This window comes from Haemophilus pittmaniae, assembly GCF_900186995.1.
In the GTDB taxonomy this organism is placed as follows: domain Bacteria; phylum Pseudomonadota; class Gammaproteobacteria; order Enterobacterales; family Pasteurellaceae; genus Haemophilus_D; species Haemophilus_D pittmaniae.
On the sequence record NZ_LT906463.1, the window covers coordinates 50,465 to 69,234 of the forward strand.

19 protein-coding genes and 1 pseudogene are annotated in these 18,770 nt (G+C 42.1%); 6 read left to right on the forward strand and 14 right to left on the reverse strand.

Going from position 1 to position 18,770, the window contains the following annotated elements; all coding sequences use genetic code 11:
- The first annotated feature begins 37 nt into the window (after positions 1 to 37).
- Positions 38 to 1,870, forward strand: coding sequence for a monovalent cation:proton antiporter-2 (CPA2) family protein (locus CKV74_RS00235; protein ID WP_007241647.1), 1,833 nt, complete (start codon positions 38 to 40; stop codon positions 1,868 to 1,870).
- Between the two features lie 117 nt (positions 1,871 to 1,987).
- On the opposite strand, the gene CKV74_RS00240 is transcribed toward CKV74_RS00235, so the two are convergent.
- The 3 genes from CKV74_RS00240 to CKV74_RS00250 all read right to left on the reverse strand — a co-directional run bounded on the left by CKV74_RS00240 (position 1,988) and on the right by CKV74_RS00250 (position 4,973).
- Entirely contained in the window at positions 1,988 to 3,370 is a 1,383-nt protein-coding gene (locus tag CKV74_RS00240; RefSeq protein WP_095176587.1) for a DASS family sodium-coupled anion symporter, read from the reverse strand.
- A 147-nt stretch (positions 3,371 to 3,517) separates the two neighbouring features.
- Entirely contained in the window at positions 3,518 to 4,018 is a 501-nt protein-coding gene (rraA, locus tag CKV74_RS00245; protein WP_007241857.1) for a ribonuclease E activity regulator RraA, read from the reverse strand.
- A 43-nt stretch (positions 4,019 to 4,061) separates the two neighbouring features.
- Complete coding sequence (locus tag CKV74_RS00250) at positions 4,062 to 4,973, reverse strand: 1,4-dihydroxy-2-naphthoate polyprenyltransferase (RefSeq protein WP_095176588.1); 912 nt, start codon at positions 4,971 to 4,973, stop codon at positions 4,062 to 4,064.
- Between the two features lie 54 nt (positions 4,974 to 5,027).
- On the opposite strand from CKV74_RS00250, the gene tsaA reads away from it, so the two are divergent.
- Positions 5,028 to 5,753, forward strand: a complete 726-nt coding sequence (gene tsaA, locus CKV74_RS00255; RefSeq protein ID WP_007241708.1) for a tRNA (N6-threonylcarbamoyladenosine(37)-N6)-methyltransferase TrmO — start codon at positions 5,028 to 5,030, stop codon at positions 5,751 to 5,753.
- Positions 5,754 to 5,871: 118 nt separating this feature from the next.
- Here the strand turns inward: tsaA and CKV74_RS00260 are convergent, their stop codons facing one another.
- Complete coding sequence (locus tag CKV74_RS00260) at positions 5,872 to 6,927, reverse strand: AI-2E family transporter (protein ID WP_007241862.1); 1,056 nt, start codon at positions 6,925 to 6,927, stop codon at positions 5,872 to 5,874.
- Between the two features lie 74 nt (positions 6,928 to 7,001).
- Here CKV74_RS00260 and arsC point away from each other — a divergent pair, with 74 nt between their 5' ends.
- The 3 genes and pseudogenes from arsC to CKV74_RS00275 all read left to right on the forward strand — a co-directional run bounded on the left by arsC (position 7,002) and on the right by CKV74_RS00275 (position 7,945).
- The gene (arsC, locus tag CKV74_RS00265) at positions 7,002 to 7,352 is read left to right on the forward strand and encodes an arsenate reductase (glutaredoxin) (protein WP_007241569.1); all 351 of its coding nucleotides are present in this window, start codon (positions 7,002 to 7,004) and stop codon (positions 7,350 to 7,352) included.
- A gap of 50 nt (positions 7,353 to 7,402) precedes the next feature.
- Positions 7,403 to 7,638 (forward strand): annotated as a pseudogene (locus tag CKV74_RS00270) (alternative ribosome-rescue factor A).
- A gap of 16 nt (positions 7,639 to 7,654) precedes the next feature.
- Positions 7,655 to 7,945, forward strand: a complete 291-nt coding sequence (locus CKV74_RS00275; RefSeq protein ID WP_095176589.1) for a DUF5377 family protein — start codon at positions 7,655 to 7,657, stop codon at positions 7,943 to 7,945.
- Positions 7,946 to 8,003: 58 nt separating this feature from the next.
- Here CKV74_RS00275 and bamC read toward each other — a convergent pair whose 3' ends face one another.
- Together bamC and dapA are read right to left on the reverse strand one after the other, a co-directional pair.
- Positions 8,004 to 9,005 carry an NlpB/DapX family lipoprotein gene (bamC, locus tag CKV74_RS00280; RefSeq protein ID WP_095176590.1) on the reverse strand — a complete coding sequence of 334 codons (1,002 nt, stop codon included), beginning with the start codon at positions 9,003 to 9,005 and terminating at the stop codon, positions 8,004 to 8,006.
- A gap of 96 nt (positions 9,006 to 9,101) precedes the next feature.
- Positions 9,102 to 9,998 carry a 4-hydroxy-tetrahydrodipicolinate synthase gene (dapA, locus tag CKV74_RS00285; RefSeq protein WP_007241682.1) on the reverse strand — a complete coding sequence of 299 codons (897 nt, stop codon included), beginning with the start codon at positions 9,996 to 9,998 and terminating at the stop codon, positions 9,102 to 9,104.
- A gap of 104 nt (positions 9,999 to 10,102) precedes the next feature.
- On the opposite strand from dapA, the gene bcp reads away from it, so the two are divergent.
- Positions 10,103 to 10,567, forward strand: a complete 465-nt coding sequence (gene bcp / locus CKV74_RS00290) for a thioredoxin-dependent thiol peroxidase (protein ID WP_095176591.1) — start codon at positions 10,103 to 10,105, stop codon at positions 10,565 to 10,567.
- Between the two features lie 213 nt (positions 10,568 to 10,780).
- On the opposite strand, the gene CKV74_RS00295 is transcribed toward bcp, so the two are convergent.
- From CKV74_RS00295 to CKV74_RS00330, 8 genes are all read right to left on the reverse strand, one after another.
- A complete protein-coding gene (locus CKV74_RS00295; RefSeq protein WP_373970127.1) occupies positions 10,781 to 10,993 on the reverse strand; it encodes a DUF1294 domain-containing protein in 213 nt (70 codons plus the stop codon).
- 59 nt (positions 10,994 to 11,052) lie between these two features.
- Positions 11,053 to 12,315 (reverse strand): serine hydroxymethyltransferase, encoded by a 1,263-nt coding sequence (gene glyA, locus CKV74_RS00300; protein WP_095176593.1) that lies wholly within the window; start codon positions 12,313 to 12,315, stop codon positions 11,053 to 11,055.
- A gap of 115 nt (positions 12,316 to 12,430) precedes the next feature.
- On the reverse strand, positions 12,431 to 13,003 hold the full coding sequence (locus CKV74_RS00305) for a hypothetical protein (protein ID WP_007241802.1): 573 nt from the start codon (positions 13,001 to 13,003) through the stop codon (positions 12,431 to 12,433).
- Between the two features lie 86 nt (positions 13,004 to 13,089).
- Positions 13,090 to 13,638, reverse strand: a complete 549-nt coding sequence (locus tag CKV74_RS00310; RefSeq protein ID WP_007241600.1) for a hypothetical protein — start codon at positions 13,636 to 13,638, stop codon at positions 13,090 to 13,092.
- Between the two features lie 62 nt (positions 13,639 to 13,700).
- Positions 13,701 to 14,924 (reverse strand): DUF711 family protein, encoded by a 1,224-nt coding sequence (locus tag CKV74_RS00315; RefSeq protein ID WP_095176594.1) that lies wholly within the window; start codon positions 14,922 to 14,924, stop codon positions 13,701 to 13,703.
- Positions 14,925 to 14,954: 30 nt separating this feature from the next.
- Entirely contained in the window at positions 14,955 to 16,238 is a 1,284-nt protein-coding gene (gene purD / locus CKV74_RS00320; RefSeq protein ID WP_095176595.1) for a phosphoribosylamine--glycine ligase, read from the reverse strand.
- Between the two features lie 201 nt (positions 16,239 to 16,439).
- The gene (gene purH, locus CKV74_RS00325; RefSeq protein WP_007241833.1) at positions 16,440 to 18,038 is read right to left on the reverse strand and encodes a bifunctional phosphoribosylaminoimidazolecarboxamide formyltransferase/IMP cyclohydrolase; all 1,599 of its coding nucleotides are present in this window, start codon (positions 18,036 to 18,038) and stop codon (positions 16,440 to 16,442) included.
- Positions 18,039 to 18,280: 242 nt separating this feature from the next.
- Entirely contained in the window at positions 18,281 to 18,685 is a 405-nt protein-coding gene (locus tag CKV74_RS00330; protein ID WP_007241748.1) for a DoxX family protein, read from the reverse strand.
- Between the last annotated feature and the right edge of the window lie 85 nt (positions 18,686 to 18,770).

Here is an 18,770-nt window from a genome sequence, read left to right on the forward strand (position 1 = left end):
ATCTTTTTTTATATCTAAAATATTTGAGGAGTTAGCTATGGCAGCAGAAGGTGCAGGGGATCTCATTCGGGTCGTCGCCTTATTAGGTGCGGCAGTTATTGCCGTCCCCCTATTTAAACGTTTAGGACTAGGTTCGGTGTTAGGCTATTTAGCTGCAGGTTTAATCATTGGGCCATTTGGATTACATATCATCAATGACCCACAAGCTATTATTCATTTAGCCGAATTTGGAGTTGTGATGTTCCTATTCATCATTGGGCTGGAAATGAAACCCTCTCATTTATGGGGACTACGCCGACAAATCTTTGGCCTAGGTAGTCTACAAGTCATCATTTGTGCGGTACTGATGACGGTTGTTTCGGTGCAATTTGGTTTATCTTGGGAAACCGCCTTTGTCTGCTCGTCCGGTTTCGTATTAACCTCAACAGCAATAGTGATGCAGGTATTAGGCGAACGCAAAGAACTCTCCACGAAGCGAGGGCAAAAAATCGTTTCAATTTTATTATTCGAAGATTTACTGATTGTTCCATTACTTGCGGTTATCGCCTTTCTTTCACCATTAGAAAGCCAATCCAGCATGACATGGTGGCAATCCTCTCTGATTGCTATCGTAGCTCTGGCGATCTTAGTCTTTATTGGCTGCTTTATTTTAAATCCGATATTTAGAATTCTGGCTAACTCCAACGCTCGAGAAGTAATGACTGCCGCAGCATTATTTGTTGTGTTAGGCGCAGCTTTATTAATGGAAGAAACCGGATTATCCATGGCATTAGGAGCCTTCGTAGCGGGAGTTATGCTCTCTGAATCCTCATTTCGCCACCAATTAGAAGCGGATATTGAACCGTTCCGCGGGTTATTGCTTGGGCTCTTTTTCCTTGGGGTTGGAATGGCTCTCGATCTCAATGTTGTTGCTGAGAACTGGTTACTCATCGGCATTGGCGTTGTAGTGCTTATGTTAACTAAGGCGCTATGTATCTATTTCGTTGCCCGCATGGCTAAAAGTACCCATGAAACAGCAATTGAACGTGCTTTATTAATGGCTCAAGGTGGTGAATTTGCCTTCGTTCTTTTTTCTTCTGCTAATGCATTGGGCGTCATTGATGCTACCGTGAATGCGAATATGACGGCCATTGTGGTACTTTCTATGGTATTAACCCCCATCGTCCTTATCGCTTATGAGCGTCTGAAGCCATATAAGCAAAGCTTGGAAATCCAAGCTGATGAGATTGATGAACAACACCCTATTCTGGTGGTCGGCATGGGACGCTTCGGGCAAATCGTTAACGATGTCTTACGCTTAAGCGGTTATGCCACCACAATAGTGGATGTAGATCCACAAATGATTAAAGGCTTTAATGAATATGGCATTAAATCCTATTTTGGTGATGCCTCCCGCCCTGAATTTTTACTCGCGGCTGGACTAGAAAATGCCGATTTGCTGGTTGTGGCCATTGATAATCCGGCACAGGCGCATCAAATCGTACATTTTGCCCGAGAAATCAATCCGCATATAAAAATCATTGCGCGGGCTTTTGATCGTTTTGATACCTTTGCATTGCATCAAGCCGGTGCCGATGACGTTATTCGGGAAACCTTCGATTCCGCGGTACGTGCAGGCAAACGCGCGCTCATTCACTTAGGTATGGAATCGCAAACAGCAAAAGCCATCAGCCAATATTATTTTGAAGCAGACCGCCATGAAGTAGCTTTGATGGCTCAAGTCTACGATCCTGATAAAGGAATATTTAAAAACCCGGCGATGGTGGACATTGCCCGCGAATGCGATCAAAAAATGGCTTTAGAAATTCAAGAGATTATCGAACGATTCAAAGATACGGAAAACGAAATTGAATCAGATGATGAAGCATAATCCATCGACAAATAAATACGGCGCAAATGAACTTGCGCCGCATTTTTACTTTATCTCTAATAAAATCAATGACTTAGCATCTATTTTAGAGAAAACTTTGAAAACCGCAATAGCGTTTTAATTCAACCAGAATAGATAGCCAATAGTGGCAATCACAAAGATACACACTAAGTTAAGCACAAAACCCGCTCGAATCATTTCCGATTGCTTAATTTGTCCCGTACCAAACACCACGGCATTTGGCGGTGTAGCTACCGGCAACATGAAGGCACAGGATGCTCCTAAACCGATAATTAACGCTAAACCAACTTCCGGCATTCCCAAGGATTGAGCAATGGAAATAAAGATTGGCACCAATAACGCAGCAGCAGCAGTATTGGAAGTCACTTCAGTTAAGAAAATAATGAAGGCAGCGACCAATAAGCCAATGAGATAGAAATGTTGTCCTTCTACCAAGAACACAATGCCGTTAGCTAAAATATTGCTAGCACCAGAATCTTTTAAAACGGCACTAAGGGTCAGGCCACCGCCAAATAGCATTAACACGCCCCATTCAGTGTTTTCTTGAATTTGTTTCCAACTGGCAATGCCGGTGGCACAAATCACAATTGCAGCCGCCAAGGCTACAACGCTGTCGAAGCTACCGATATTTTTTGATAAACCTAAGAAACCGGAAATCAATGGGTTGAGCTGACTACTAAAAATCCAGCAGAATGCAATAACCACAAACAGCGCTAATGTCAGAATGCGTTTACCATTCAACTCAATTTTTTCAAATGTTTGTTCGAAACGAATATTTAATTTTGGTTTAAATACCAAAAATAATGTTCCTAACATCAACGGCATTAAAATAATCATTACCGGTAAGCCATACCATAACCAATCAGAGAAGGTTAAATGTAAGTTACTCGCAACGATTGCATTCGGTGGGCTTCCCACTAAGGTCCCCATACCACCGATACTGGCACTATAGGCGATACCGAGCAACACGAAAATGTAAGTATTGTGCTCTTTTTCCTTATCCATTTGGCTTAATATCCCCATCGCCAATGGCAACATCATGGCTGCGGTGGCCGTATTACTCATCCACATCGATAAGAAGGCCGTGATACTAAAAAGATATAACACCGCACGCAGTAAGTTGCCTCGTGCCAATGCCATAATCTTGTTAGCGATCATTTTATCGAGCTTTTGAATATGCAATGCGGTCGCTAATGCAAAGCCACCAAAGAAGAGGAAAATCGTCGGATCAGAAAATGCCGCTAGCGCCTGCTTCGTTGTAACCAAGCCTAATAGGATCGCAATTAGCGGAACTAATAACGCGGTGACCGTAACGTGCAACGCCTCGGTTAACCAAAGTACGGCAATAAATGCCAACAATGCCAGTCCAGCGTTTTCTTTTGGATTAAAAGGTAAAAATTTTAACAAAAGAAAAAACAGAACAATAGCGCCGATAAAAATAGGCCCATTTTTGTAGCCTTTCAATAAATTAGCATCCATAAGATTCCTCCAACTAAAGCAACAATAGTGTTTAGATGTTAAAGGAATGTTACGTTCTTGCAATGAGCAATCTTTAAAAGTGTGACAGAGTGCAAAAAATTGGAACAAAAAAAGTGCGGCTATTTAGCCGCACCCTATTTTGTTCATTTATTGCCAATCGAAATTTTCTAAATCCAATGGCTCTTGAGAAAGGATAATTCCCGTTAAATCGGCATATATATAATCTTCGGGAAAGAAAGTCACTCCGCCAAAATTCACCGGAAGATCACTCTCACCTAAATTATTTTCATCACCGCCCACTGGAATTGGAGCAAGGGCATGAATACCAATATCAATATTTTCTAATTGTTGTAATTGACGAACAGCTCCGTAAACGATAATGCCTTCCCAACGATTATCTGCAGCTAATTGTGCTAACTCTGCATCAATTAACGCTCGACGCACAGCCCCACCACCATCTACAACCAACACTCGACCTTCACCGTCTTCTTCCAAAATTTCAGCAATCAAACCTACGTTTTCAAAACATTTTACGGTAGTAATTTTACCGAAAAAGCTGCTCACGCCACCGAAACTGGAAAAAATTGGTTCCACCACATCAACCTGATCGGCATAAAAATCGCAAAGTTCTGAAGTATCGATATACATAACCATTCCCTAATAATTGAAACTCGTTCTAGTATAGGAGGATTTAGCCAATAAGCAACCCTAAACTAAAAAGCACATTGATAATTAATGAAATCATCGACATTTGCGCCAACATCGGGCGTAATGCCATGGGTTCCGGATGGCTCAATACAAAAAAGCCATGTTTAAACAACAACGGTATACCGAGCAAAAATAAATAATGCCACGGACTAGTTGAATAAAGTGCGGTAAATAGCAAATAGCAGAGAGCCGCAGCACTTAATAAAATACTATGATAGACCCGTCCGGCATGTGGCCCTAAACGTACGGCCAAGGTAATCTTGCCCACTTTTGCATCCTGCTCAATATCACGCAGGTTATTAATATTTAGCACCGCGGTGGCCAACAATCCCGATCCCAAGGCAGGTAAAAAGACCCACCAATGCAAATTATGTGCTTGCAAATAATAGGTACCACCTACGCCAAGTAAACCAAAAAATAGCAATACCGATAAATCACCCAAGCCCATATAACCATAAGGTTTTGCACCAACTGTATAGGTAATCGCTGCCACAATGGCCAAAATCCCCAATAAGGCAAATGCTAACAAATCGGCCAATCCTTGGTAAGCCAATCCAATCAGTGCAGCACCGCTGACAAAAGCGGCTAAGGCCACTAGAATGAGCCCCCATTTTAATTCCTGAGCGGAAATAGCGCCTTGCTGAATACCGCGCAACGGGCCGATCCGTTCCTTTGTATCGGAACCTTTTTGATGATCGCCATAATCATTGGCAAAATTAGATAAAATCTGCAATAAAATCGTGGTCAATAAACACAGCCCCATAACGCCGACACTAAATTCTCCGGGCGCGGCCCAATATGCTAATGCCGAACCGGTAAAAATCGAAGCCAAAGCTAAGGGTAAGGTTTTAGGGCGGGCGGTTTGCCACCACATGTGCAATTTTTGATTGGTCATTTTCTTTCTGCTTTTGTTAAAATAAGCGCGTATTCTACACGAAAAAGCACAATGATGAACGATTTACCCCTTTCTCTTTCCCCTATTGCCCGCATTCACACACCCTATCGGGAAAAATTTTCGGTTCCCCGACAAGCTAATTTAGTTGAAGATGGTTGCGGTATTATCGAATTACTCCCGCCTTATAACGTACCGGAAGCAGTGCGTGGACTAGAACAATTTAGCCATTTATGGTTGATCTTCCAATTTGATCGCATCGAAACCGGTAAATGGTCACCGACCGTACGTCCACCCCGTTTAGGCGGTAATCAACGGGTTGGCGTTTTTGCCAGTCGGGCCACCCACCGACCAAATCCATTAGGCCTATCTAAAGTTGCACTAAAGAGTATCGAATGCAAACAAGGCAAAGTATTACTGCATCTTGGGCCGGTGGATTTAGTCGATGGCACTCCGATTTTTGATATTAAACCTTATTTAACCTATGCCGATTGCGAACCCGACGCCCAATGTGGATTTGCTCAAGATAAACCCAATGCTCCCTTGAACGTGGAATTTAGTGAGCGCGCATTATCCCAACTTGCCCGCCTACAAACACAGGAACCGCATCTGATGCGCTTTATCCGAGATGTATTGGCACAGGATCCGCGCCCAGCCTATCAACATGGCAAACAGGATGAGCGGGAATACGGTATTTGGTTGGGCGCATGGAATATCAAATGGCGCCTCAAAACAGGGGAAACCACAGAGGCCGAAGTGCTCTATTTAGAGGAACGAAGATAATTAAATGCATTTTTAAACCACCTCTAATAAAATCAATAACTTAGAGGTGATTTTAACAAAAACTTGCTATTTCAAGGGGGCGTTTGTTAAGCCTAAAAAGAGGCCAACAAACGCTTTTTTATTCAGATTCATCCGGTAAAGCGTTCAGCACAGCTTTTACCAAGGTCGCCAATGGGATCGCGAAGAACACGCCCCAAAAACCCCATAGCCCACCGAAGATTAATACGGAGATAATAATCGCCAACGGATGTAAATTAACGACCTCAGAGAATAAATAAGGCACTAATAAATTGCCATCCAACAATTGACTGATTGCGAAAGCCAAAATGATGTAGCCGAAGGTTGGACTCAAACCAAATTGAAAAAGCGCCACTAAGGCGACTGGAATAGTGACCAATACCGCGCCCACATAAGGCACTAACACAGAAATACCGACAGCCACCGCCAGTAATAACGGGTAATTGAGACCGAAGAAAAGAAAAATCAAATAAGTCACCACGCCGACAACTAAAATCTCCAGCACTTTACCGTGAATGTAATTTGAGATTTGTTGCTGCATTTCCTTCCACACTTGCGATGCCAAAGTACGGTTACGTGGTAAAAAACGACTCACACTAGTCAATAACTCGCCCTTGTCCTTAAGCATAAAGAACATCATCAAAGGTACTAAAAATGCATAAATACCGAAGGACACCAAATTCATTAGAGAAGATAGGGATAATTTTACTGCTGACTCACCAGCGCCTAGAATCTTGGTACGAGCCGCGGAGAAAAAGGCATCGACCATCGAATAATCAATAATTTCCGGATAATGTTCCGGCAGTTGTAACAACCATTCATTGAATAAGTTAAACATCGCCGGCAAATCACTTAACAATGAAAGCATTTGATTCCATAAGGTCGGAACCAATCCTAAAAAGACTAACAGCGCAATACTTAAAAAGCCGCCAAACACCACAATAGTAGCTAACATGCGGGGGAATTTGAGTTTTTCGGTTAAAAAAGCTATCGGTATTTCCAATAAATAGGCCAACACAATGGCGATTAATAGAGGCGCAATAATGTCACTAAAAAAATAAATCGCTACAAAGCCAAACAACAAAATCGCCAATAATCCCATCGCCTGCGGATCGCTTAAACGACGTTGATACCAGCTTTTCAACATTTCAAACATAATGCTTTTCCAAGAGAAATTTGCGCCATTATAAGTTAAAATTCCCACTGATTATAGCGAACAGGAGAAATTCTATGACGATTCGGATTTATCATAATCCACGTTGTTCCAAAAGCCGGGAAACCTTAGCATTATTGGAACAACAAGGCATCGAAGTACAAATCGAGACTTATCTACAAAAACACTACAGCGTTACAGAGCTACAGGCATTAGCGGATAAATTGGGAATCACCGATATTCGAGCAATGATGCGCTGCAAAGATGAGTTATTTAAACAACTACAATTAGATCGTCCGGAAATCACCAATGCTCAGTTGTTAGCCGCCTTAAGCGAGCACTCTGCCCTATTGGAACGGCCAATTGTAGTAAATGGCGACAAAGCACGGATTGGCCGACCACCACAATGCGTGCTGGAAATTTTGTGATTTATCCTTATAATGTGCGGCGTGAATTTTCACGTCGCAAGAGGTAAAAGATGGCAAAAAAAACAAACGGCGCTTATCAACATCGCAAGGGTGCGATTCAAGATAATGCGATTATGGCGCTATTAAGCGATACATTATTTCGCCCGCGTATTGAGCGAAAACGGAAAGGAAAAGGCAGCTATCAGCGAAAAGCCAAACATGTGGGATATGGATTTGAAAAGCCCGATTATAAATCTTCTATTTTAGAGGCTTTATAATCGGGTTTTTATTATCAGACAAAAAATAAAATACTAGGAGTAAATATGACAAAGCACGTCGAACTATTTAATAATACTTGGAATGTACGGATCAGTGATCCCGGTGAAGAAGGCGCGCAAAGCCACTTCTTTGAAACCGTTTATTTAATCTTAACCGCCCATTTGGAAGAAACCATCCGTTATGAGTTTGTCCGTCGAGTAGAAGACCAAGTAAAAATTAAGCGTGACTTTACGGATTTGCAGGAATTATTTAAATTTTTAGGGGATTATTTGGATCCCGTGTCCTTAGGTTTGTTGGGCGTTAAAATTGGCAATTTAGGTGTCACCATCGAATAAATCAGATAAAAAATGCGGCTTAGGAATATCCCTAAGCCGCATTTCTTTTATGTTGCTATTAATGGGCTAACAATTGTGCCAAAGCATTATAAACTGCTTTAGCCGCATCTTCATTTAATGCTTTGCCATCTTCATCACTTAACACTGCAGCACTTTGCTTACCAACTGCGGAAATCTGTAAATGATAAGTGCCCTTCTCCAAATCAGGACGACTCACACCAAAACGCAACCATTCTGATTTATCCAAGGGTTTATATTTCAATTCACGTTGACCACGACCTGCCACTTCAGACACTGTATCAAAGCCTAATTGCGGTAATGCCGAAGCCAATTTACTCCAAGCCTGAGCAAATGTGGCATCCATTGCCAACGCTAAACGACCATTATTATCGGTAATCAAACCGGATTGGAATGCACCTACGACTGTCGAACTTAAATCCTGTTGCTGCTTGTTATAGGCTTCAGTAAGGGCCGCCACTAAACGGTTTAAGCGATCGGAAGTATAACGTTGTTTAGCCGCCACATCCGGAGTAAAAATAACACCATCACGACGCATTTGTTGCACGGAGACAGCCAAAGCACTCGCACCATTAGCATTTATCTGTTCAATTTTATAGCGGATTTCCGTACCGGCAGAATCATCCGCACGACCGGTTGGAGCCCAATCAGAGAGCAAAACCAAGCCATTGATATTGGAGTTAATGCCATCTTCTTTTAATAAACGTTGTACCTGCTGTAAGTTATATACCGCGGCCTGTTGGTCGGAATACACGATCAACGCACGCTCACCATCAAACTGGGTTAGGGAATTTTTAATAATTGCCAATGGTGTTGAAGGCGGACGAATATCTACCGTAGCTCCTTTTTTAATTTCCGCCGGCAATTCATAAAGATTAGATTGACGCGGTAAAGTCACTCCACCGCTATTTAATGGAGAAAAACCGGGTACATCTTCAGCATATTTCTGATAACTATCATTAGCCGTTTGTAGTTTCTCCGGATCGCTTGAGCAACCAGTCAATACAGCAGCAATAACAATACCTAATAATAATTTTTTCATTCCCTATCCTTCATGCGTAATAGTATTTATAAAATAGACCGCGTTTTGACAAAAAACATCACAAAAAGTTTAAAGGGGCTACTGCCCCTTCATCAATTAAATTAAACCGGCGATTTTTAATGCTTCTTCTACTTTTACCTGAGCACCTTCGCTGAGTACAGTTAATGGTAAACGTAAATTCGGTACAGGAATTAAACCTAAACGATAAGCAGCCCATTTCACCGGGATCGGATTACCTTCCAAGAATAAATCATGGTGTAGACGGGCTAAACGTTGGTTAATCACCTCAGCCTCGGCAAATTTACCATTACGCGCCAAATGACACATCTCTGTCATATCCTTCGCCGCTAAGTTATTGGTCACAGAGATCACCCCTTCAGCACCTAATTGCATCGCCTGCAAACCGGTAGCATCATCACCGCTTAACACGATAAATTCATTGCCAGCTAATTGTTTAATTTTTTGAATACGGGACACATCACCGGTAGCTTCTTTGATACCCACAATATTGCTGATTTCCGCCAAACGGGCTACGGTTTCCGGTTGCATATCGCTACCGGTACGGCCCGGTACGTTATAAAGCAATTGCGGTAAATCAGTACATTCGGCAATGGCTTTAAAATGTTGGTACATCCCCTCTTGGGTTGGTTTATTGTAGTAAGGCACCACAGAGAGGCAGCCCGCAACACCGCTATCATGTAATAATTTCGTCATGATAATTGCTTCACTGGTTGCATTTGCGCCAGCACCGGCAATCACCGGAATACGTCCTTTAGCAAATTCCACCGTCTTTTTCACTACCTTCACATTTTCATCGATACTCAATGTTGCAGACTCGCCAGTAGTTCCTACAGATACAATTGCATCGGTACCGGCTTCAATATGGAAATTCACCAACTTCTCAAGTGTTTGGAAATCAACTTCACCGTGACCATCCATTGGTGTAATAAGCGCAACGATACTGCCTGAAAATAAAGGATAAGACGTGGACATAAAAACCTCCGAGGTTAATTATTGGGGAATATTGGAAATACCGACAATGGTCGCTAAAATACCCCTACTTTGCAAATTATTTTTTCTATTTCAAAGGATTTTTTATGAAAACATTGCAAGCCGGCGACAATGCGCCGCAATTCACCTTACTCAATCAAGACAATCAAACTATTTCCTTGGCGGATTTTCACGGACAAAAAGTGCTCGTTTATTTTTATCCGAAAGCCCTCACCCCGGGATGTACAACACAAGCCTGTGGTTTGCGCGACAGCAAAAGCGAATTGGAAAAACTAGGCGTAGTCATTTTAGGCATTAGCCCTGACAGCCCGAAAAAACTGGCGCAATTCAAAGAAAAAAAAGAGCTAAATTTCATGCTATTAGCGGATGAAACCCATCAAGTGGCTGAGCAATTCGGCGTTTGGGGAGAAAAGAAATTCATGGGCAAAACCTATGACGGTATCCATCGTATTAGCTTTCTCATTGATGAACAGGGAAAAATCCTCAAGGTTTTCGATAAATTCAAAACCGGTGAACACCACAAAATCGTCCTTGAATATTTGCAAGGCTAAAAAAAAGGAACCTCTGAGTTCCTTTTCTTGTTGGCTAGGCGAATTAAACCAATATTTCGCCATCAATAATAGCATCTTAAATCAACCCTAATAAAATCAATGACTTAGCAATTATTTTCAAGAAAACTTTTATTTTTGAAGGGGCGTTTATCGCGTTTGGAAGCAGACATTGAGCTAAGGGGCGGGCGCTCCCTCTGATTCAGTTTCAATAAATTAAAAAAAGAAATATCCGCAAGGGATTAAGATCAGCCAAATCAAAGCGCTGAGAATCACGATAAATTTAAAACTGAAGTGTTTGGTTTTATGATGAAAGCGTTGCATAGCACAATAAACACCAATAAAACCACCGCATAGGCTGAGTAGAAAGAAGGTTTTTTCCGAAATTCGCCAGCCATGACGAACTGCGCGGACTTTATCTTTCCACATTAAAAAATAAGCGGCGATGTTCACCGCCGCTAATATGAGTACTAAAAGCTGAATCAGCATTATGCGTAAACCGGCAAGCGTTTGCAGATCGCCAATACTTTTTCTTTGGTCGCAGCAATCACTTGTTCTTCGTTTTCTTTGCCTAGTGAATCTAACACATCGCACATCCAGCCGGCTAACTCACGACAATCCTGTTCGTTAAAGCCACGACGGGTTACCGCCGGTGTACCAACACGAATACCGGAAGTCACGAATGGTTTTTGTGGATCGTTTGGTACAGAGTTTTTATTAACGGTGATATTCGCTTTACCTAACGCTGCATCAGCGGCTTTACCGGTTAAACCTTGTTTGATGAAGCTCACTAAGAATAAGTGGTTTTCTGTGCCGTTAGAAACCACGTCATAACCACGTTGTTTAAACACTTCCACCATCGCTTTGGCATTTTTAATCACGTTCGCTTGGTATTCTTTGTAAGCAGGTTCTAATGCTTCTTTGAAACATACTGCTTTAGCCGCAATAATATGAACTAATGGACCACCTTGGTTTGCAGGGAAAACAGAAGATTGTAAGCGTTTATAAAGCTCTTCATCACCGCAAGAAGAAAGGATTAAACCACCACGTGGGCCACCTAAGGTTTTATGGGTGGTCGTTGTCACAACGTGTGCATATGGTAATGGGTTTGGATATAAACCAGCTGCAATTAAACCCGCAACGTGTGCCATATCGACGAACAGATACGCACCCACTTCATCAGCGATTTCGCGCATTTTTTTCCAGTCTACTACTTGGGAATATGCGGAGAAACCGGCAACGATCATTTTCGGTTTGTGTTCTAAGGCTTTTTGACGCACATCCTCATAGTCGATCAAACCGTCAGCGGTGATGCCGTAAAGCACAGAATGATAAATTTTACCGGAGAAGCTTACTTTCGCCCCGTGAGTTAGGTGACCACCATGCGCTAAATCCATCCCTAAAATAGTATCGCCAGCGTTGATTAATGCACCATAGACCGCCGCATTGGCTTGTGAACCAGAGTGTGGTTGCACGTTCACATAATCCGCACCAAATAATTCTTTCGCGCGATCAATTGCCAACTGTTCCACAATGTCTGCGTACTCACAACCACCATAGTAACGTTTACCCGGATAGCCTTCCGCATATTTGTTGGTAAACTGTGAACCCTGCGCTTCCATTACGCGTGGACTGGCATAGTTTTCAGATGCGATAAGCTCGATATGCTCTTCTTGACGACGATTTTCGTCCTGAATGGCTTGCCATAGAACCGGATCGTAATCAGCGATGTTCATACTTTTTTTAAACATTGTGTTTTCCTCGTTACTTAAATTATTTGTGTATAGTTTACCTGTTTCCAAGTAAGAATTTAATCAGACATTTTGCGCATATTTTTCATTATTACAATGAAAAACATTCACTTATCTAGATTGAGCCCTTTTCTTTAACTAATTTCTCAATCAGTTTTGTTTCTTTAGTTTGCTCACCGGCATTCAATTTACGGCATTGAGCGGTCTCTTTTGTATAGGTATTAAAACTTGTCATCCTTGTTGGACTTTCCATTTTAATCTTCATATCTAAATGATTACCACAGTCACTACAAGATGAAACAAACTCCTTATCATGCGCTTTAAATTCTGGAGATTGTTCAATTATTTTTGCCACTTGCGGTGAATGGGCGGTTTTAAATAGGCGATCGGTAAAATCGTAACTTAACTTACCCTTATCAGCCTGCCATTTGGCCTTTGCCTGTAATAAATAACGCATCCAACCTTCTTGTGTATCGATCTGCGAGATACCACGTAGCAGCACAGTTTGATCCGCGCGATAGGTAATATAATCAAAATGCTCAACCGGTAAAGGCGCCTTGGCGGATGGTTTGACATGGCAAATCCAATCGCCAACTAATGCCTTTTCCTCTGCCGTTTGCTGATGCGCTGTTGCACAACCGGCCAATAACACAGCCAACAGGCTTCCTAAAATCAGCTTTCTCATCATAATACTCCTTTTACTTGATAGGTCATTGAAGTTACAAAAGTATGCTTAAAATTCTATTCATCCTGCGAACAATCGAATAACAAGAGTTAGCGCTTGGCACTAAAGTACTTATTTAATAATTGAATGTCTTTATCACGCTCTGTTACACGTCGGCAAGTCGCATAATCCTTGCCTAAAAGTAGTTCGTTGCCATCTTGTTTCAGCTCAATTGGCATATCCACATGATCGGCAGATTTACTATAAAATGCATCCAATTGTTCTTTTTCTTGTTTTTGCAAAGCCTTATTTTGCTTGATGGCTTTAGCCACATTTTTACTGTGAGCCGGCACCATAGCACGATTGATAAAATCAAAACTTAAGACATTAGTTTGACTCTGCCATTTCACCTTTCCTTTGATTAAATAACGGAGCGTGCTCTCCTTATCTAATTCAATGCTAGAAATACCTCGCAACATACCTGCTCCATCAGATTTCAAAACAAAATGATCTACACGATCGTAAGTTTGTTTATCTTTCGTTGGGATAGTATGGCAAATCCACTCACCGGCTAAAGTTGAACTTTGTGAGACATTTGAAGCTCCTGCACAACCTGTTAATAATACAGCGACAAGACTACCCAATATTAACTTTCTCATAAGATACTCCTTTTATTGACAGTAAGGACGGCATTCATCACAACAAGATGGGAAATTGGGGTTCAATCTGGAATATGTAAAAGGCGGCAGTTACACAAATCATCACTTTCAAATTCTGATATTTCACCTGCAGCCTTATTTGGAATTGGGAATAAACGCACAGTTAGCGGTTTATTTAAGCGAAATGCCATCGTCCCGGTGTCTCGCATAATAGCCGCTATGCTTTCAGCCTTAGCATTTCCCGACACCGGAACCGTATCTAAACCGATACCACATACGGCGCTATAAGTCAGTAAAGCTCGAATATCAAAATATTGTTTTTGTGTACCTTCCGCTAAGCCCAAATCTTCTGTCACCGCCAACATTAATCCAGAAAACCCAACTAATGGTACGCGTTGGATTGATTTAAACACTTTTGTCAGTAACGCAGAAATCTCTACTGAACCAGCCGCACCAAAATATGGCAATCCCATTAATTCATAGATTTTTGTCATGGATGAACAATTTTTCGATGGTGCCGCCGAACTATCAATGCCTGCAAATTCAAATTCACCTGATAATTTGACCGCACTTAGCATCTCTAATACTTGATCTACATGATATTGCAGCGCTTGCGACATCGCTCGATAACAATCCGCATAAAATTGATTATGAGACGATTTTGGTACAGATTTTAATACTTCGACTAATAAATCAGGTGTTTCTAACCCTATGACAAAACTATTTGGTAAATGACTTAGATGATAACCGGCGGGGAAATAAGGAATAAATGGCTTGCAGTTAAAATTCACCGTAAAGTTAAAATTACCTTCGCCACGTGGTGTGATATTTGCAATTCGTTGTACCGCATAAACAGATTGTTCGATAAGTTCATTATCTAACACGCCATTTTCATCTAATGGCACATTAACACAAGCATTACACAAGTCGCCATAAGCTGCGATTAACTCTGGCAATAACGCAATTTCCTCTTTATTTCTCGCCGCGCCTATTGCAAATCGAATACGAATTCCACTTTCATTAAATTTATTCAGTAACTCCGTTAAATACTGCAAATCTGCTTTTGCTGTCTGCAAATTGGTTAAATCCAAATATTCACCAAAAGGATTGGTTATGACCCGAATCGATTGCAAGGTATAACCTGCTTTCTGCACGGCTGGTAATAACAAATCTACATCACGTTTAACTGAATAAAGGGTGTCTTCCCATTGCGTTTTATCTTTATGTAACGTCAGAAAAAAACTGATTGTGCGAATACGACATAATTCCTTATTTTTATAATCCATACGCTCCCTTGAGATTAAATATAGTGGTTTTTATTGTTCGCGAGCCACGGCTCGATAGCCAATATCGCGACGATAAAAACGCCCCGTCCATTGAATTTGCTCAGCCAGTTTTAAGGCTTTTTGTTGTGCTTCAAATACGCTTTTACCTAATGCAGTAACACAAAGCACGCGACCACCATTCGTGACTAATTTGCCTTCTTTTTCTGCTACACCAGCTAAAAAAACTTTCTCATTTTCGACCGCACTTTGTGGTAAACCGCTAATCACATCACCTTTGCGATAATCTCCCGGATAGCCCTCCGCCGCTAATACAATGCCTAAGGACGCTTGCGGGTTCCATTGGGATTCCACTTCGTCCAATTTACCATCACAAGCTTTAAGACAAAGTCCAACCAGATCCGATTCGAGACGCAGCATAATCGGTTGCGTTTCCGGATCGCCAAAACGACAGTTAAATTCAATCACTTTCGGCTGGCCATTCGGCATGATCATTAGTCCTGCATACAAGAAACCGGTGTAAACATTGCCTTCTTCTTCCATACCATTGACCGTTGGATAAATCACTTCTCGCATAATGCGATCATGAATTTCTGGTGTCACCACTGGTGCAGGTGAATACGCCCCCATACCGCCGGTATTCAAACCAGTGTCGTTTTCGCCTACGCGTTTATGATCTTGGCTGGTAGCCATAGGTTCGACGTTTTTACCGTCCACCATCACGATAAAGCTGGCTTCCTCACCATCTAGAAACTCTTCAATCACAACCCGACTACCCGCTTCCCCAAAGGCATTGCCGGAAAGCATATCACGCACAGCGTCTTCCGCTTCTTGCAATGTCATTGCAACGATCACACCTTTGCCCGCAGCCAAACCATCTGCTTTTACGACAATTGGCGCACCTTTCTCACGTAAGTACGCCAATGCAGGTTCTACTTCGGTGAAGTTTTGATATTCTGCCGTTGGGATTTTATGACGAGCGAGGAAATCTTTGGTGAATGCCTTTGAGCCTTCCAATTGCGCAGCTGCTTGAGTTGGGCCAAAAATTTTCAATCCTGCTGCCCGAAATGCATCGACTACCCCAATCACCAAAGGTGCTTCAGGGCCAACAATCGTGAGCCCAATTTGCTTATCTTGAGCAAATTTCACTAAGGCAGGGATATCTGTCGCAGCGATATTCACGTTTTCAACTTTTTGTTCTAATGCTGTACCTGCATTGCCCGGTGCGACAAAAACTTTGTCTGCTAATGGAGATTGTGCTGCTTTCCAAGCCAAGGCGTGTTCACGACCGCCATTTCCGATGATGAGGATGTTCATAATGCTCCTTGTATCTTTTTGAATTTAACCCCCTCTTTAGCAAAGAGAGCAAAGAGGGGTAGGGGAGATTTGGCAGAAGTTATTTCAACCTCATAGTATATTTAGCATCGTTTAAATCTCCCCCCAGCCCCCTCTTTACGAAAGAGGGGGGAGGAATAAGTAAAAAAGTAATTCGCTCATTGAGCGAAGTTACGATATAAATTAATGTCTAAAATGACGCATTCCAGTTAATACCATCACCATATTATGTTCATCCGCTGCATCAATCACTTCTTGATCGCGCATTGAACCACCTGGATGGATAACACATTGAATACCTACTTTCGCCGCTGCATCAATACCATCCCGGAATGGGAAGAATGCATCAGATGCCATCACACAACCCGCTACGGTCAAACCTTCATCCTGAGCCTTAATGCCCGCAATCTTCGCAGAATATACGCGGCTCATTTGGCCGGCACCAATACCGATAGTTTGATTATCTTTGGCATAAACAATCGCATTGGATTTCACAAATTTCGCGACTTTCCAGCAGAACAATAAATCTTTTAATTCCTGTTCAGTTGGTTGACGTTTACTCACCACTTTTAAATCATCCAAACCAACCATGCCTAAATCCGCATCTTGCACCAATAAACCGCCGTTTACACGTTTGAAATCTAAACGTTCAGAACGTGAAGTCCATTCACCGCATTCAAGCAAACGAACATTTTTCTTACGTTTCACCACTTCTTGCGCTTCAGCTGAAACTTTCGGTGCAATAATCACTTCAACGAATTGGCGTTCCACGATTTCAGTCGCGGTCTTTTCATCTAATTCACGGTTGAAAGCAATAATGCCACCAAATGCAGAAGTTGGATCGGTTTGGTAAGCGCGGTTGTAGGCTTCTAAAATATCTTTACCTAAAGCTACACCGCATGGATTTGCGTGTTTAACGATCACACAAGCCGGCTCATCAAATTCTTTCACGCATTCAAGTGCCGCATCGGTATCTGCAATATTATTGTAAGACAAGGCTTTACCTTGGAGTTGGTGAGCCGTAGCCACGCTCGCTTCTTTCACATTTAAATCAACGTAGAAGGCCGCATTTTGATGGGAATTCTCGCCGTAACGCATGGTTTGTTTACGTACGAAGTTAAGGTTTAAAGTCCGTGGGAATTGACCACATTGCGCATTGGCATCTTCTTCCTCTGCTACATGATACGGTTTCACCATTTGTCCAAAGTAGTTAGCAATCATGGAGTCATATTGAGCGGTATGTTCAAATGCTTTAATCGCAAGGTCAAAACGGGTTTCAAGCGTTAGGCTGTTTTGGTGTTTATCCATTTCCGCAAGAATAGCGTTGAAATCATTATTATTCACCACGATCGCCACATCTTTATGGTTTTTCGCGGCAGAGCGCACCATTGTTGGGCCACCGATATCGATATTTTCTACCGCATCAGCCAAGGTGCAATCAGGCTTAGCCACGGTAGCGGCAAACGGATATAAATTCACAACCACCATATCAATGCCCTCAATACCATGTTGTTGCATGATGGCATCATCCGTACCACGGCGACCAAGAATCCCGCCATGAACTTTAGGATGCAGGGTTTTCACGCGACCGTCCATCATCTCCGGAAATCCCGTGTAATCGGAAACTTCGGTGACCGGCAAGCCGTGTTGTTCCAACAATTTCGCGGTACCGCCGGTAGAAAGTAGTTTAACGCCACGCTGCACTAGGCCTTGGGCAAATTCTACAATACCGGTTTTATCAGAAACACTTAATAACGCCTGACGAATTGGACGATCTGTCATTACATTTTCCTTTCATTGAGTGGTTAAAAATAAGCGGCGGCATTATAACGCAAACGTTTGCTTTAATGTAGGAGAAATTAAACAGGCAGATCTCGGAGGAGAAATAAAACGCCCTATCGAACACAAGCGTTTTGTCTAAAAAGCGCTCTAAGTGATTGATTTTATTAACATTGGTTTAAAAAACAAATTTCTGGCAGAAAAAAGCCCGCCAAAGGCGGGCAAATCCTAAGGGAGGGAATGGATTAATAACGTTTGCGGTTATCGATAGAACATGCACCCGCGCCGGTTAAAAAGAAGGTAAAGAATAAAATCGCGTACACCAAGGCTAATTCACCACCGTTCAATAATGGCATAAAGACATTCCCTTTATAAGCCACATGGGCAATAAAATAGCCAACAAACATTTGACCAGAAAGAATAAATGCCGCTGGGCGGGTAAACCAGCCAAGGGCTAATAAAATCGAGCCCACAATTTCAACGATGCCGCCAACAACCATCATTGGATCTGTTACCGGACCATTGCCACCGGTCATGGAAATCGGGAATTCCCAGAATTTTGCTGTCGCATGCCAAATAAACAAATAAACGGTAACCCAACGTAATAGGGCAAGGGCATAAGGGCGAATTTTTTCAATAGTAGCGTTCATAAAGTTTCCTTTTGTTAGAGTAATGTAAAAAACGCGCTCATACTAAAGGCTAAAAATTACTGAAACAATGCGTAAAATTGAAAAA